This window comes from Niallia oryzisoli (assembly GCF_043641075.1).
Lineage (GTDB): Bacteria > Bacillota > Bacilli > Bacillales > Cytobacillaceae > Bacillus_BD > Bacillus_BD oryzisoli_A.
Window position 1 is genome coordinate 42,453 of the sequence record NZ_JBHZRC010000001.1, and the last position, 15,409, is coordinate 57,861.

At 37.7% G+C, this 15,409-nt stretch carries 12 protein-coding genes, 2 other RNA genes and 1 riboswitch; of the genes, 8 read left to right on the top strand and 6 right to left on the bottom strand.

What is annotated here, in order from left to right; translation table 11 throughout:
* Positions 1-10 precede the first annotated feature (10 nt).
* Positions 11-2,572 carry a YfhO family protein gene (locus tag ACHUFV_RS00235; protein WP_394231325.1) on the bottom strand — a complete coding sequence of 854 codons (2,562 nt, stop codon included), beginning with the start codon at positions 2,570-2,572 and terminating at the stop codon, positions 11-13.
* Between the two features lie 202 nt (positions 2,573-2,774).
* On the opposite strand from ACHUFV_RS00235, the gene ACHUFV_RS00240 reads away from it, so the two are divergent.
* Entirely contained in the window at positions 2,775-3,536 is a 762-nt protein-coding gene (locus tag ACHUFV_RS00240; protein WP_394231327.1) for a DUF3050 domain-containing protein, read from the top strand.
* Positions 3,537-3,614: 78 nt separating this feature from the next.
* Here the strand turns inward: ACHUFV_RS00240 and ACHUFV_RS00245 are convergent, their stop codons facing one another.
* The 5 genes from ACHUFV_RS00245 to dapA all read right to left on the bottom strand — a co-directional run bounded on the left by ACHUFV_RS00245 (position 3,615) and on the right by dapA (position 7,300).
* Positions 3,615-4,334, bottom strand: coding sequence for a toast rack family protein (locus ACHUFV_RS00245; protein WP_394231329.1), 720 nt, complete (start codon positions 4,332-4,334; stop codon positions 3,615-3,617).
* A 229-nt stretch (positions 4,335-4,563) separates the two neighbouring features.
* Positions 4,564-4,829, bottom strand: an RNA gene (gene ffs, locus ACHUFV_RS00250) — signal recognition particle sRNA large type.
* A gap of 65 nt (positions 4,830-4,894) precedes the next feature.
* Positions 4,895-5,285, bottom strand: an RNA gene (gene rnpB, locus ACHUFV_RS00255) — RNase P RNA component class B.
* Between the two features lie 105 nt (positions 5,286-5,390).
* Complete coding sequence (locus tag ACHUFV_RS00260; RefSeq protein ID WP_394231331.1) at positions 5,391-6,236, bottom strand: carbonic anhydrase; 846 nt, start codon at positions 6,234-6,236, stop codon at positions 5,391-5,393.
* A gap of 158 nt (positions 6,237-6,394) precedes the next feature.
* A complete protein-coding gene (gene dapA, locus ACHUFV_RS00265) occupies positions 6,395-7,300 on the bottom strand; it encodes a 4-hydroxy-tetrahydrodipicolinate synthase (RefSeq protein WP_394231333.1) in 906 nt (301 codons plus the stop codon).
* Positions 7,301-7,425: 125 nt separating this feature from the next.
* A riboswitch (Lysine riboswitch) is annotated at positions 7,426-7,605 on the bottom strand.
* Between the two features lie 393 nt (positions 7,606-7,998).
* Here dapA and ACHUFV_RS00270 point away from each other — a divergent pair.
* The 7 genes from ACHUFV_RS00270 to ACHUFV_RS00300 all read left to right on the top strand — a co-directional run bounded on the left by ACHUFV_RS00270 (position 7,999) and on the right by ACHUFV_RS00300 (position 15,370).
* Positions 7,999-8,967 carry an alpha/beta fold hydrolase gene (locus tag ACHUFV_RS00270; RefSeq protein WP_394231335.1) on the top strand — a complete coding sequence of 323 codons (969 nt, stop codon included), beginning with the start codon at positions 7,999-8,001 and terminating at the stop codon, positions 8,965-8,967.
* A gap of 19 nt (positions 8,968-8,986) precedes the next feature.
* Positions 8,987-9,880, top strand: coding sequence for an efflux RND transporter periplasmic adaptor subunit (locus ACHUFV_RS00275; RefSeq protein WP_394231336.1), 894 nt, complete (start codon positions 8,987-8,989; stop codon positions 9,878-9,880).
* Positions 9,880-10,563: an ABC transporter ATP-binding protein gene (locus ACHUFV_RS00280; RefSeq protein ID WP_394231338.1), complete on the top strand. Its 684-nt coding sequence runs from the start codon at positions 9,880-9,882 to the stop codon at positions 10,561-10,563. Before ACHUFV_RS00275 ends, ACHUFV_RS00280 begins: the two co-directional genes overlap by 1 nt.
* Complete coding sequence (locus tag ACHUFV_RS00285; protein WP_394231340.1) at positions 10,563-11,735, top strand: ABC transporter permease; 1,173 nt, start codon at positions 10,563-10,565, stop codon at positions 11,733-11,735. The genes ACHUFV_RS00280 and ACHUFV_RS00285 overlap by 1 nt, the downstream gene beginning before the upstream one ends.
* Positions 11,736-11,790: 55 nt before the next feature.
* Positions 11,791-12,849, top strand: a complete 1,059-nt coding sequence (locus ACHUFV_RS00290) for a flavin-containing monooxygenase (protein ID WP_394233327.1) — start codon at positions 11,791-11,793, stop codon at positions 12,847-12,849.
* Between the two features lie 168 nt (positions 12,850-13,017).
* On the top strand, positions 13,018-14,793 hold the full coding sequence (locus tag ACHUFV_RS00295) for an ABC transporter ATP-binding protein (RefSeq protein ID WP_394231342.1): 1,776 nt from the start codon (positions 13,018-13,020) through the stop codon (positions 14,791-14,793).
* A 94-nt stretch (positions 14,794-14,887) separates the two neighbouring features.
* On the top strand, positions 14,888-15,370 hold the full coding sequence (locus tag ACHUFV_RS00300) for a DinB family protein (protein WP_394231344.1): 483 nt from the start codon (positions 14,888-14,890) through the stop codon (positions 15,368-15,370).
* Positions 15,371-15,409: the final 39 nt, after the last annotated feature.

The following is a 15,409-nucleotide window of genomic DNA, read 5'->3' on the forward strand; positions in this document are numbered from 1 at the left end:
GCTGATTAAACTACTTCTCCCTAATAATTTTCTTTCTCTTCGCTAAAACAAAAGCAGCCAACAAACCAACTAAACTGATAATGGAAATCACACTTCCAGCCATAAACCCTCGTGGGATAAACTGCAATTCAACATCATGTGTTCCTTTTTTGAGATCCACGCCAATAAAACCGCCAAGCTTCATAACAGGGACCGTTTTCCCGTCAACCTTTGCTGACCAGCCTTTGTCATAAGGAATGGAAAAGAAGAGGACATTTGATTCTTCTGACTTGATGCTTCCCTTTACGGTTGTATCCGAGTAATCAGCCAATTGAAAGGTTTGCTTTTGTATTTCCGTAATCCTATCCTTAAAGGCAGGAATTTCTAAGCCATAAAATAGCTGATGGGCCAATTGTGTCTCAGGAACGAGAAATTCAATTTTAACTGTAACGGTTTCATTCGTAAAAGCACCTAAATCTAAAATTCTTTCATAATGTGCGGCAGGATATGTACCGAGTGATTTTCCGTTTACATATACGTTCGTTTCACCTAATCCCGGAATTCCCTTACCAGCAGCCAATAATGTATAAAATTGCTGTTTTCCTACAAGGTCAAAGGTCATTTCAATCGAACCTTCTGCATCCTTATTATTCTTTTTTACATAAAGAATTTGTCCCTCTTTTTTAACAGACAGATTATGATAGGTTGTTTGAACCGGTTTTCGTTTTTTAAAATAATCCTCTGAACCGCCTAAAAAGAGATTTTGATTAACAAAAGGAGTTTCTTCTTTTCTTGCTAATGCAACTTGATCTTTATCTATCATAAAACCAATGGGAAGAGCCTGCTGATTTTTATATACACATGTTTCCTTTACGCAAAGCTCCTTTGTGTAGCCGTGTTTATTGATTTTTTGATCAGTAATGGCGTATTTAAAACCTAATAAAGCATCTGACGCCAATATCCCGTTATTCTGAGCTAAAGAACGGACTCCAAGCGTTGTACTATAGCCTAAATGATACATAAAATCATGCAACGTTCCATTGGATAGTGTATTAAAATTACTCATTCCCTTATAGTGGTAACGAATGGAATCATTAGGAGTCATACGAATGGTAGAATTCAGCCGGTAAAACCCCGCATCCTTCTCACCCAATTCTGTTAAAACATCTTGAAACCCTGGTGCAGCAATATTGTACTGATCTCTCGAATAGCTGTACCCCGGATAACTATTGAGTGTTTTAATTTGCTGGTATGCATTCAAGCCGATATCACATAAAACAATAAACAATAACGTCCATAAAGCTGCTGAACGAAATTTCAAGTTCGTTTCTCTAATATAAAGAGTGAAGCAAATGAGTATCAAGAAAAGGGCGTTCACTAAAGCTTTTGCAACGGACATTTGCTCGGGTTTCAACTCTGTTAACAGAACCAAAATAAAAATAGCGATACATGTGACCTTGTATAAGGATGGCAGTTCCTCTTGACTAAATACAGTAAAAACTCTGTAGGCAAGAAAGATGATGATAAAAGAAAAGACAAAAGCAAACCGATGAAGATAGCCTGTCGGCGATTCAAAGGCATGCCAAATGATGTTCAACCCATGGATTTGAAAGCTTAGTAGTAGCCCTAACAACAGAATAAAATAAATGATTTTTTCTTTCGGATTGATTTTCTTACTAAGAAAAAATAATGGAAATAATAAAAGAGTGAGTAAGCCACTGTATATATTAGGTTGTTCTAAGAGGTTCTCACCGCTATTGTAGGCCTTGGCTAGTAATTCAAAAAAACCAATGTCAATTGCAAAAAGGCTGTTCCAATCAAACGGAGGATACTCATTCGATTTCAGTTGAAGATAAGTAGGGATTATAAGAAAGGCAGAAATCCCAAAAGCGATCATGGTACAGAACATGAATCTGCTAAAATGAACAAGGATTGATTTCAAAGAAAAAGTGTCTTGTAACGAACCTTTTGCCAGAAAATATAAGAAGGCAAACAGACCTACAATATAGGCCATATAAAAATTAGATATGAAAAGCACAGTTAAGCTTAAAGTTAGAAGCATGTACCTTTTCTGAAACAATTGGTCAATACCTAATAGAACAAGCGGCAGTAAATAAAGACTATCAAGCCACATGATGTTAAAAAAATAGCCTATCGTGAATGACATGAGTGCGTACATGGAAGAAAACGGAAGCGCATTTTCCTTCTGGCGTTCTTCTGTTTTCAATAAATAGATGCTCATAGTTAAACCGGCAAGAGCAGTTTTTGTCAAAGTCATGAGAATAAAGGCTTCCGGTAAATGTGATTTCGGAAATAAGAAAATAAGAATTGAGATTGGACTAGAGAGATAATAAGCAAAAGTTCCCCAAAAGTTAAGTCCCATTCCTAATTCCCATGTATATAAAAGGCTGCCGTTTCCACGTATAGCATCATAGAGATGATGATAAAATGGCAGATATTGTGTAAATTGATCAGCCATTAATAATGAATGGGTTCCAAATGGGTAGACTCTTAACAGGACAAAGACAGCACCCAATAAGAAAAAGGGCAGTATAAAAGCCATGATAAACATTCGAAATTTAACAGAAAGCATAATATCCTCCAAGTCTTATAAAAACTCGACGGTTGTTTTAAAGACAATTAATTTAAATGGTACATATTGGTAACAGTCTAAACCATTATACGTAATTTTAACCATATATATAAAGAAGAAAGGATTGGAAAATATAGAAATATATTGCTTTTTCGTTTATGATGAGGGAGGAATACATATTCATGACGAAGGGGTACTTACTATGAGTCTATTACAATTAGAATCTGTTCGATCGAATTTATTATCACATCCAATTTATCAAGAAATCACAACACCTGAGCGAGTAAAGGTTTTTATGAAACATCATGTATTTGCGGTTTGGGATTTTATGAGCTTGTTAAAAAGATTACAAAAATCGGTTACTTCTGTGGATGTTCCGTGGTTTCCCTACGAGAAACCACTGTTTTCCCGATTAATAAATGAAATTGTCGTGGCAGAGGAATCGGATATCGATGGAAGAGGGGGATACAGCAGTCATTTTGCTCTCTATCTAGAAGCAATGGAGGAGTGCGGTGCAGATGTAACCATGTTTCAATCCTTTTTAAAGCCCTTGAAAGAAGGAAATGATTACCAAACCGTGTTATCAGAAAACACTCTAATCCCTGAGAGTGTCAAACAATTTGTCGCATTTAATTTAGATTTAGCCATGAATGGGGAACTATATGAAGTTGCCGCCGCCTTTTTCTATGGACGGGAAGGCTTGATTCCTGAAATGTTCAAGCCACTTGTAGACTCTTTAATGGAGACAGGTGCATCCAGCGAAAGACTAGTTTTCTATTTAAATAGACATATAGAGGTTGACGAGGAACATCATGGTCCACTTGCAGAAAAGCTCTTGCTTGAGCTATGTGAAAAAAATTCGGAAAAACTTAGCAAAGCGAATCGAATTGGAGAGATGTGCTTAGAGGCACGCTCTAATCTTTGGGATGGGGTACTAGAAGAAATTAAGGAAAGAAATCTATAAAAAGGGATAGTAGAATAATGTGAACATGAAAAGGGAAAAGGGAGCCTACTCCACATCTTAGGTTCCCTTTTTCTAGTATTATTCTATTTTAAAAGTTACTTTCCCAACACCTAATTCTGTATTTACATTAATCACTACCTTTGCGTCTTCATAGGCCTCGTTTACATAAATTCCATTTCCATTGGAAATGAACCCGTCATAATCTGTTTTTCCAATTCCGTTTGCTGAATTAATTTTTACTCCGACATCTTTCGGTAAGATGATAGTAGAATCTCCAACCCCCATGTGTAAGGTAGCATCAAAGCTTTCGTCAAAATTGCCGCTCATGTCAATGGTCATATCGCCGACGCCAGCATTTACTTCAAGGTCGTTCATTTGCAGTCCTTTTAAATCTAGATACGTTTCAGAGGCACCAGCATTCACCTTTAAATCAAGTGGTATATCATTATTAAGCTTAAGATTCCAAGTGTTTTTCATATCGCCTATATTAAGGTTTTTGAAGATACCATCATCCTGTTCGATAACTGCAATTCCTTTATCGTCTTTAAGCTTATATGTGATATCCGGTGTTAGCTTGTTATTTGTGTATTCGATCGTTCCTTCAGCCCACTCATTAGCGCCGCCATCAACCCGTAATTCTCCTGCACCGATATTAAGCTCAAGCACCAATTCATCTGCCTTATCCTTCTCAATCAGTACGGTCTTGCTGTCGTCATTTCCATTAAAAAATGGTCCACATCCTGCTGCTATCACTAAAAATGAAGCTGCAATAATACTTCCAGCTAATTTCTTCTTCATTTTGAATTCCCCCTTGGTTATCATACCTTTATTGTAAGGGAGTAGAGGAAGGGGGGAAAACGGCTATAGCTTTAATTCAAAGTCAGTCTAAAGACGTACTGCAGGTAAGCTAAAAAGAAAAGAGGCTGACTTATGCTTATAAGTCAGCCTCTTTAATGGTGAAAAATGGTATGTATTTTATGTAGGTTATAACATCGAAGCAACTAAATGAATCGATAGTAGTAAAACACCGTGCGCCTGCTCTCGATAGGAACAACCAAGCGTTACTTGCAAAAGAAAGCTCGAACTAGGCAACCCTGCGGCACATGGAAAAGTCTACTTATGGCTGCTTCCTTCCGGATCTGACCAGATTCATAGGTTTCCATTGCGCAGGACCCAATCGTCAACACTACTTTTACAAGGCAGGCCTCACATGTTCAAACCTCAAACAGGCATTCAACCCCGCTATGGCGGATTGCGGGTTACAGGGCACCGCCAACTCCCCATCTAGCACGGTATGTATGAAAAACAACATACCTATGATATACGTAGATTTTTAAGATGACTTCGGCACATGAAATGGCTGTAAGCCAGGTTCTGTTCCTGCGTGCTCAAACGATGCCAAACTCGCACTGCAGGTGTAGTCATATAACTATCGATTTTATACAATCGATCCATCCTTTTGGTTCAAGATTCCCGCCGGATGGTGCCCCTACCTAAATTTGGGTTGCTCGCTCGCGGGGTTTACCCGTTCCATTCCTTCCGTTTCCAGAAGAACTCCGTTACTGTGGCACTTTCAGGATACTCTCAGCATATCCAATGAAGGACTTAGCATGATTTCTCCGCCGTCAGCAGAATAATATTCTGCTGCCCACCTTTGCAGATGGCACGAACACTCCGGGCATCTCAGCACCGGGCGAGCCTGGACTTTCCTCAACTCATGTGTTCCATGAGCCGCGACTACTCACCATTTCATGTTGTTGCTCATCTCTTACATGTATTAATTTATCATAGTAACTGCAACAAGTCTCTAGTGTATCGCTCCCAGAGATGGAATATTTTGCCGCTTAGCTTCGTTTACTTTTTTATGATCTCTCTTTGATTAATAGGCTGAACAGGACGATGATTATCAGGGAAGATGCCTTTGAATACTTGAATTTGATTTTTCGACATTTGAATCGGCTGTTCAAAAACGATCCATTTTATCCCTTCCGTACAAGGGGGAGTGGTCAAAGAGCCATTATAATGAAAGCCTGTTTGATTATGCGGAATCAATGTCTTTACGTCTATCGGCTCTTTCACGATTGACTTATCTAATTCCTTCTTCGGTAGGGCATTCCAAGCTGCTGCTAGTATTTCATTTTCACTGCCTTCCTGAACCATAACTCCTAGGACGGCAAGCTTTCCATAGGGATCTTTATGGACAAGATGAAATTCCATAGCGAAATTTTTCCCATTAAATTGATGTTCACTGGGAGTATGGAAATGAAGTTGCTCAAGCGAGTATGTTTTACCATCCAAAACGATTACGTTCCTTTTTGTAATGGGATTTGCTTGTATTGTATGACCAGTGTTCACGAGTGTAAATGTTGTTGGCTCAGATTGAATAATCATCTTTTCTGGGCTGGTTGATTCAATTAGTTGGGAGGCTTCAATATTGATCGGTGATTGTTCTTTCCCTTTAGCACACGTAGAGTAAGCTGGATCTAACTCTCCCCAATGTTTAGGACCGGTTTTTCCTTCATATGACCATTCTGAAGCATGGCTGCTATTGACTTCTATTGTATCAGATTCCAAATGATTAGAATGATTCTCCGCTTTGACATCATAAATACTTTCTTCCGAAGGTAATGGTTGAGTAGAGCAGGCAGTCAATAGCAAACAGCACAACATCTTAGCAATAAAAAAATCATTGATTTTCATTATTTTATATCCTCCTTTTGAAGCGGTGAATCTAAAAATTCAACATATGTCATTATTCGTACTAGCATACGTTTTTATACAAGGATCAGGGTAGGGAGGATAGGTAGAATAAAAAAAGCCTAGACAATTGTCTAAGCTTTTTACAAGGAAGTCAGGCTTTAGCTTGCTGCTTCTTCAACAGTTGCTTCATATTCTTGTAGCTGGTTTAAAACATCCTTTAATGCACTGAGTTCAGCATCATTTAACGGAATCAGTGGTAAACGGACACCGCCGACAGGGACACCGGTTAAATTTAATGCTGCTTTGACAGGTGTTGGGTTTGGAGCAGCAAATAATGCCTTCATAACTGGTAACAGGCTGCGGTGCATTTCTGCAGCCTTTTGATGATTTCCGCTCATAAAATGCTTAATCATAGTCTGCATTTCGTTACCAATAACGTGGGAAGCAACAGAAATGACACCTGTTCCACCAATAGATAAGACTGGTATTGTAACACCGTCATCACCACTGTATAATGCAAAGCCTTCAGGGGTTTGCCTGATAATTTCAGACATGGCATCTAAATTACCGCTTGCATCCTTTATTGCCACAATATTAGGTATTTGTGCTAGACGAACCGTTGTTTCTACTGTCATATTAATGCCTGTTCTTCCAGGGATATTATAAAGCATAACCGGTAATTCAGTGGACTCGGCAATTGCTTTAAAATGCTGATATAAACCTTCTTGAGACGGCTTATTATAATAAGGAACAACCAGCATAACTCCGTCAACACCAGTTTGTTCAGCTAACTTTGTTAAGTGAATAGATTCTCTTGTGTTATAGGAGCCGGTACCAGCAATAACGGGAATTCTTCCGCCTACAACCTCTACGACAAACTTGAATAATTCAACTTTTTCATCAGTTGTTAGGGTAGGTGATTCACCAGTTGTGCCAGCTACGACTAATCCCTCAGTTCCATTTTCAATTAAATAATTTACCAAATTTCTTGTAGCGCTAAAATCCACCTCGCCATTTTGATCAAATGGGGTCACCATTGCAGTTAATAATTGTCCGAAATTCATTACTTCTCCACTTCCTTTTAATTTTTTTAAAATTAGAGGGAGAAGGCCACTTTGTAAGTAAACGCAAAAAAGCACCAACGAGGGTTCGCTGCTGCAGTAGAAACATAAATGAAAATCGTTTCTGTGCGTAAGATAGCCCTCCATATAGTTACCTATATGACAGTTCTGTATTTATTCAATAGCAGAACCAGCTTCAAGAAGAATGAGATTCTCTCAGCTTCGGCAAATTCCCCTTTCCACAATTTTCAGCAGATCTCATTATCCTCCTATTGTGTACTTATGGTCTTTGCGCCTCTATCCTTACTTCAATAGTTTTGAAATAAGAAAATATGTAATTGATTAAATAATATAATAGTTCTGCCTAAATTGCAATGAAAAGTTAGAAAAATTTGTTCAAATTACTATAACCACAATGAATGAATAACTAAACAAGCTTTAGCCTATAACCTGGGCTTGAAATTATTTGCGGCAGGTCCCGACGAATCTACGGGGAATACACGAAATATCTGCGGAAGTTACTCTTAATGTCTGCGGATTGGAAGGGGTGGAAACGCCGTACAATGTGAGTAACTAATATATCAGAGTTACCTGAGTTATAAAAATTAGCATCTCATTAATAAATGTGAGAGGAGGTTTAACTTTACTATTCAAGTGAGGGATACAAGGTTTTAGACAAATGGGGAGAAAGGATAATTAATATGAAGAAAAAAGGGATTTGGAAGAAAATTCAAACGTTTATGCTTTATTCTCTACCCCTACTTTTATTCTTAGTAACGATTGGATTTGTTTACCAAAAGAAAGGTGAATCGAGGGATTATGACAAATACACAGCGGTAGGAGAGACATACGAAGTCTATGGTAAAAAGATGCATATTTATACAGGTGGTAAAGGGAGCTCTACCGTAGTTTTTCATGCTGGGTCAGGAACGCCAAACCCATATGTAGATTTCTCAACGGTATACGAGAAAATAGGTCATGAAACAAAGTATGCTGTTATTGATCGATTTGGGTATGGTTATAGTGATCTAACCAATCGTAAACGGGATATTGACAACATCGTTGATGAAAATCGTAAGCTGCTGCAAGAGGCTGGTCAAAAGCCACCATATATTTTAGTAGGCCATTCATTAAGTTCCCTAGAGGTCATTCGCTATGCTCAAAGGTATCCAGAGGAAGTAAAAGGGATTGTTCTATTGGATGGAGGAAGCCCGAAGTATTATTCTGAACAAAAACCCTTGACCTTCTTTTCACATGTACTCCAATTTTTCCGAACAACAGGTGTGTTTAGATTCGTATATGAAATAAATGAGGAATTTTTCATAGGTGGACGCAACAACCTGAAGTTTGTTCCGAATGAATTAAAAGAGGTTGATCAGGCATTCACCCTTCTTAAACTAGGTAATAAAAATGTAACTGATGAACTGCGGCAAGCTCAAAAAAATGCAGTAAAAGTATTAAAAGATAATAATGGCTTAGCGATGCCCATGACTGTTTCGACAGCTGATAGCTTTGGCGAAGTCAAAAAAGATTGGCTTGAAAGTCAAAAAGAATTAACCGAGTGGTCTTCTGCTGGAAAACATATCGTTGTAAAAGATTCGCAGCATTATATTCATCACTATCGTCCAGATCTCATTGCAGAAGAAATACTGAACTTGGCTAAGAAATAAGTAAAACGAAGGAAATGAAATGAATTCCATACAAAAAAATTCAAGTAATAAGAAAATGATGATTTTGTCTATTTTCTCAGTATTGCTTTTGTCTCTTATAGCGGCGTTTGTATTTGCGCCAAAAGGAACAGGTGCTTTTGTAGAAGAAAAAGTAGAAAAAGCAGAAAAAGCGAATATTACAACTTACTACAGCTTTACCGGTGCAGTAGAGGCAGCGGGGAAGCAAAATGTAATCAGTCAGAAGGAAATGCATATTGAAGAGGTTATAGTGAATGAAGGGGATTTGGTAAAGACCGGGGATGTATTGCTGAGGAATGCAGAAGGAGAGGAAATAAAAGCTGAAATCGATGGAGAGGTGACTAATGTCTTCACTAAAAATAATTCCCATGCTTTAAAAGGATCCCAGCTATTGGATATTGTAGATTACAGCCATTTACTGATTAAAGTAAAAGTTGATGAATATGACCTAAAATACGTTACGGTTGGTCAAAAGGTAGATGTTCGATTGAACGCTCTGGATAAGAACATGAAAGGTACCGTTCAATCGATTTCAAAGGAAGCGATAAACGAAAACGGAATTTCATACTTTACATCTATGATTGATTTCGAGGAAGATCCCGCTATACGACTTGGAATGAGTGCAGAAGTGAAGATTATAAAGCAAAAAGCGGTTGACTCTACGACTGTATCAATGAAAGCCATTCAGTTTGATAGTAAATACAAACCATATATTTTAAAGCTCTCTGAAACAGGTGAACCAACAAAACAATATGTGGAAATCGGAATTCATGATGAGATGACCATTGAAATTAAGAGCGGAATTCGTATAGGAGAAGTAGTTTTGGTCCCGAATACAACCTCGAAGAGTAATAGTGAAGCTGCTGCTATGATGCACGGGGGAGGTAATCAATAATGAACAGACCAATTCTTATAATGGATCAAATAACAAAGAACTTTCACATGGGTGAAGAAGAACAAACAGTATTAGATCATATCAATCTAACAGTGAATAATGGAGATTTTGTAGCCGTTCTAGGACCATCTGGATCAGGTAAAACGACACTCATGAATATTGTTGGATGTTTGGATTCCCCGACAAGCGGTCAGTATATCCTTTCAAACCAGCAGGTAAATACATTAGATGAATCGAAGTTGGCTTCTATTCGAAATAAAGAGATTGGATTTGTGTTTCAGCAGTTTCAATTACTTCCGCGATTGAATGCATGGCAAAATGTAGAGCTTCCTCTTGTCTACAGAGGATTCCCGGAGAAAGTACGTAAAGAGCGTGCTGTGGAAATGCTTCAAAAGGTAGGTCTTGCTGATAAATTACAAAATCGGCCTAATCAGCTCTCAGGTGGGCAGCAGCAAAGAGTGGCCATTGCCAGAGCATTGGTAACAGAGCCGACCATCTTACTGGCAGATGAACCGACTGGGGCGCTAGATCAAAAAACGGGTCAACAGATCATGGAGCTTTTTCAAGAGCTCCATGATGAAGGAAAAACAATCATTATGATTACACATGATAAAGAGATTGCCACGCATGCAAGCAGGATTGTTCATATTTTGGATGGTCAGCTTAGCGAGGAGTGTGTATGATGTTTAAAGAAAATGTAAAGATGGCCTGGATGAATGTGATCCACAACAAAATGCGCTCTGCCCTTACGATTCTTGGGATTGTAATAGGTGTAAGTTCGATCATTGCACTAATTACCATTGTTAAAAGTTCAACAAATGAGATGACAAATGAGTTCGCTTCCTTCGGTGCAGATAAAATAACAGTTCAAGCGATGGGAACCCCGCTCAAGCAAGGACTTTTTGAAAGTGACATTCAAAAGCTGGATGAGATTGAAAATGTTGCTGGTGTTTCGCCAACAACTTCAGGTAAAACAACAATCGTCAGCTCAGGTGTTGAAAAAACAAATGTGACCGTTCAAGGTAAAAATGAGGAGTATTTTTCAAGAACAAAGGATCTGGTAGAGTCCGGAAGAGGTATAAATAGATTAGATATCAATCATAACAATCAAGTTTGTTTGATTGGATCAGATATTACAAGAGATTTGTTCTATGGAGAAAATCCTATTGGTCAAAAGCTGATCGTTGGCGGAACAACTTACACTGTTATTGGTATTTTACAAGAATCAAGTTCTTTTTCAAGTTCCTCTACAAACGAGACTGTTATCGTTCCATATACCACTTCAATGAGTTTACTAGGAAAGGGATATATATCAAGTGTTGATGTATACATGGAAAACTCAAACGAATCAGAGAAAGTAACGAGAGAGATCGAATCGGTATTAAATGAAGCATTTAATGATAAAAAAGATGGTTTTACTGTGATGAATATGCAGGATATGCTCGTTTCTATCAAGAAGATGACTAATATGCTATCCCTTATGCTCGGTGGGATTGCCTCAATTTCTCTTATTGTTGGTGGCATTGGCATCATGAATATGATGCTTGTATCTGTAACAGAAAGAACAGCAGAAATCGGCTTAAGAAAGGCTTTAGGAGCTGAACCCAAAAGAATCCAGCAGCAATTTTTAATTGAAGCGGTGTTTCTCTCCCTTTTTGGTGGTTTGATTGGATTAATGCTCGGAGTACTAGTAGCCTATATCGTATGTCTGCTGATCGGAACAACATTTGCCCTTTCGGCCTCGACCGTACTGCTGGCCCTGGGATTCTCAGCGGCAGTTGGTATTCTGTTTGGAATTGCACCTGCGAGAAAGGCTTCCAAGCTGAATCCGATTGACGCATTGAGAAGTATTTAATCTAAGTTTACTATCAGCATTAATTTATTTGAGAATAGAAGAGAGTGTGATTACGATGATATATGATGTCGTTATTATTGGTGCGGGTCAAGCCGGATTATCGATGGGATATTTCTTAAAGCAAACAGGCTTATCTTTTATCATCCTCGATAATCAAAATGCAGTTGGAGATGTTTGGAGGAATAGGTATGACTCACTGATTTTATTTACACCTAGAGCATACAGTTCATTGCCAGGATTGGCGTTAAAAGGCGATCCAGCAGGATTTCCAACAAAGGATGAAATTGCAGACTATCTGGAAAAGTATGCTCGAACTTTTGATTTACCGATACAATCAAAATGTCATGTGGAAATAATTCACAAGGAGAATCATTTATTTTTCATTTCAACGAATGCGGGAGTAGTGATAAAAACAAAAAAAATCGTTATTGCAACAGGTCCTTTTCATACCCCAAAAATTCCAGCCTATGCAAAAGAACTCCCAGAGCATGTTGTTCAATTACATTCTTCCCAATATAAAAACAAGTCCCAGCTTAACGATGGTCCAGTACTAGTAGTTGGCGGCGGGAATTCAGGAGCACAAATAGCAGTGGAATTGTCCCAAGACCGTGAAATTTACTTATCAGTCGGTCATAAACTTCGCTTTCTTCCATTATCCATTGGAAAGAAAAGTTTCTTTTGGTGGTGCGAAAAATTAGGGATTTTACAAGCAAACCATGATTCATTTATTGGGAAAAAAGTTCAAGGGCAGCCTGACCTGATATTCGGCTATGAACTAAGAGCGAGAATAAAAGACAATTCGATAAAACTAAAAAACAGAACCACTACCATTAAAAAGGATGAAGTCCAATTTGCCGACCAGTCTACAATAAAGGTTCAAAATGTTATTTGGGCAACCGGATATACGTTAGATTATTCATGGATTGACGTACCGGGGTTATTAGATCCTGACGGCAAAGTAAAACATATTAGAGGAATGACCGATATTAAAGGCCTTTACTTTTTAGGATTGCCTTGGCAGTACCGCAGGGGGTCTGCACTTCTGTTAGGGGTAGGAGAAGATGCGGAATATTTGGTAAAGCATATAGCAAACCTGTCGAAAAACTCATCTTGATTGATGGGTTTTTTATTATGGTAATCCGCAGAAAGCTTGCGGGAAGCCTCTATTTATGTGGGATTTTATTCGATAACTATGCGGTTTTCATACGCAAAGTTGCGGATTCTACTGGGGAAGAATACCGTAGAATAATATCATCCAATAGTTACGGAAGGGGTTTTTACCTTGAATCAATTTAAATTGTTTTTACCTTATGTAAAACGGGAAGGAAAATATTATTTGACTGGTTTTTTAGGAAGTATCTTTCGTTTTCTTATTCCACTTTTTGTCCCCTTAATTTTAAAATACATCTTTGATGATTTACTTCAAAATGATTCACTTTCACATTCAGAGATCCTTGAACAGCTCTTGACTATCGCGATCGGAATGCTGATTGTCTTTCTTTTCATAAGAACACCGATGGAGTATGTAAGGCAATATTGTATTCATAAGGCTAATAACAATATTATGAAAAAGCTTCGAAAGGATGCATTTAGTAAAGTCCACAAACTGGATGCAAAGTATTTTATTGACAATAAAAGTGGAGAAATAGGAACACGCTTTTTCGATGATATTGAAAAGGTCAAAGGGTATTTAACGGCTATGTTTGGGAATATCTGGATTGAAATGATTTCACTATTTTTTATTATGTTTGTTATGTTTTCAATGAATAGTAGATTAGCAATCCTGTCTGTCGTACTGGTTAGTATTCAGTTTTTCCTTGCCCATATCCTCTCAAAGAGATTAAAGAAATCAACTCGTGATGTCATGCGTTACAGGTCCGTGATGAGCGGGTTTGTATTTGAGAAAATTCAAGGTGCTTTTCTATCTAAATTATTTTCTTCTGAAAAACGTGACAGGGAACAGTTGGACCATCATTTAGTTCATTTTGACACGTTAACAGATAAGCATGCCAAAGTAAATGCAGTGATGCTATCTTCAGTTAATGTGTTAAGTGACTTGACTCCCTTTGTTGTTGCAATTACTGCTAGTCTTTTTGTGATCGATGGAAGTTTAACACTAGGTAGTTTAATTGCCTTTTTTGCCTATGTTGATAAAATGAGAAGTCCTGTTGCGGCATTAGTGAATGCTTATCCTGCTATTACGGAGGGCAGTGTTGCGTTACAACGGATATTTGAATTCTTTCATACCCAAGCAACTATTAAAGAACTAACGAATCCTGTTGAGTTAACGGAATTTAGTCATTCCATTCAGTTTAGAGATGTATCGTTTTCCTATGATGGAAAACAAACAATCATAAAAAATACTTCATTGAAAATGGAAAAAGGGAAAACATATGCATTTGTTGGTGAGAGCGGGGGTGGAAAGAGTACTATTTTACAGCTTCTATTAAGAATGTATGATGTAACAAATGGTGAAGTATTAATCGATGATGTGAATATCAAAAATTACTCAATCTCCAGTTTGCGGAATAGTATGGGAATTGTTACTCAGGATAACTTTTTGTACAGTACTTCAATTGAAGAAAATATAAAAATGGCAAAGCTGGATGCAACAAAAGAGGAAATCATTGCGGCTGCGCAAAAAGCCTTTGCACATGAGTATATTTCTGCTTTACCGAAAGGCTACGCTACGGAAATAGGCGAAAGGGGAATGAAGTTATCCGGCGGACAAAAGCAGCGTTTGGCTCTTGCTCGCGTCTTTTTAAAGGACCCTTCAATTATCATATTAGATGAGGCTACAAGCGCACTTGATAATGAGAGCGAAAAGCTGGTGCAAGAATCTATTAGCCAATTCCAACATGATAAAACGATTATTATGATTGCACATCGATTATCAACGATTGTGGACGCTGATACCATTTTTGTAGTAAAAAATGGAGAAATTGTAGAGTATGGCAACCACCAAAGCCTATTAAAACGAAATGGATATTATAAGGAGCTCTATACGAAACAGGCAAACTCACATACTGAAAATCTTAAATTAGCGGCTGGTTCATAAGACTTACGAATATTTTTCTTTCAAGATAAAGAAAGCTTCGTTATAATGAATGGTATTATTTTTGTAATAGTAAAAATAATTTGGAGGGATTATTTTGAAAGAACACGGTATTCATATGCTTCAATATGACTATTGGGCAAATATGAAACTTTTAGGGCATGTAGAAAGCATAGAAGAGGATATTTTTCATAAACAGATGAATAGTGTATTTCCATCAATAGCAGAAACATTTTATCATATTTTTAGAGGTCAGCGAATTTGGATAAAAAGATGTATCACGGATTTAGCGGTAGATGATAGCATAACGTCATTTCAAGATATTGACCAAGCGAAGAAGGGTTTTACCGAGCTTCACTCTATTATGATTGATAGTATCAATCTTCATTATGAAAAGCTGTCTGAGGTTGTATATCAAAATACAAAAGGAACTACGTTTAAGAATCATATTGATGAGATTATGCATCACCTTGCAAATCATGGAACCTATCATAGAGGAAATATCGCTTCGATGATCAGAGAATGTGGTTATAATGGAACTTCAACCGATTATATCCAGTATCTAAGGGACTTAGGATGATAAATAAAAGCACAATTCAATTGAATTGTGCTTTTATCA

What these genes read in the sequence shown, in the direction of transcription:
- ACHUFV_RS00280 (WP_394231338.1), top strand. Translation starts at nt 9,880, where the DNA reads ATGAACAGACCAATTCTTATAATGGATCAAATAACAAAGAACTTTCAC.
- ACHUFV_RS00275 (WP_394231336.1), top strand. Translation starts at nt 8,987, where the DNA reads ATGAATTCCATACAAAAAAATTCAAGTAATAAGAAAATGATGATTTTG.
- ACHUFV_RS00245 (WP_394231329.1), bottom strand. Translation starts at nt 4,334, where the DNA reads ATGAAGAAGAAATTAGCTGGAAGTATTATTGCAGCTTCATTTTTAGTG.
- ACHUFV_RS00285 (WP_394231340.1), top strand. Translation starts at nt 10,563, where the DNA reads ATGTTTAAAGAAAATGTAAAGATGGCCTGGATGAATGTGATCCACAAC.
- dapA (WP_394231333.1), bottom strand. Translation starts at nt 7,300, where the DNA reads ATGAATTTCGGACAATTATTAACTGCAATGGTGACCCCATTTGATCAA.
- ACHUFV_RS00240 (WP_394231327.1), top strand. Translation starts at nt 2,775, where the DNA reads ATGAGTCTATTACAATTAGAATCTGTTCGATCGAATTTATTATCACAT.
- ACHUFV_RS00290 (WP_394233327.1), top strand. Translation starts at nt 11,791, where the DNA reads ATGATATATGATGTCGTTATTATTGGTGCGGGTCAAGCCGGATTATCG.
- ACHUFV_RS00260 (WP_394231331.1), bottom strand. Translation starts at nt 6,236, where the DNA reads ATGAAAATCAATGATTTTTTTATTGCTAAGATGTTGTGCTGTTTGCTA.
- ACHUFV_RS00235 (WP_394231325.1), bottom strand. Translation starts at nt 2,572, where the DNA reads ATGCTTTCTGTTAAATTTCGAATGTTTATCATGGCTTTTATACTGCCC.
- ACHUFV_RS00270 (WP_394231335.1), top strand. Translation starts at nt 7,999, where the DNA reads ATGAAGAAAAAAGGGATTTGGAAGAAAATTCAAACGTTTATGCTTTAT.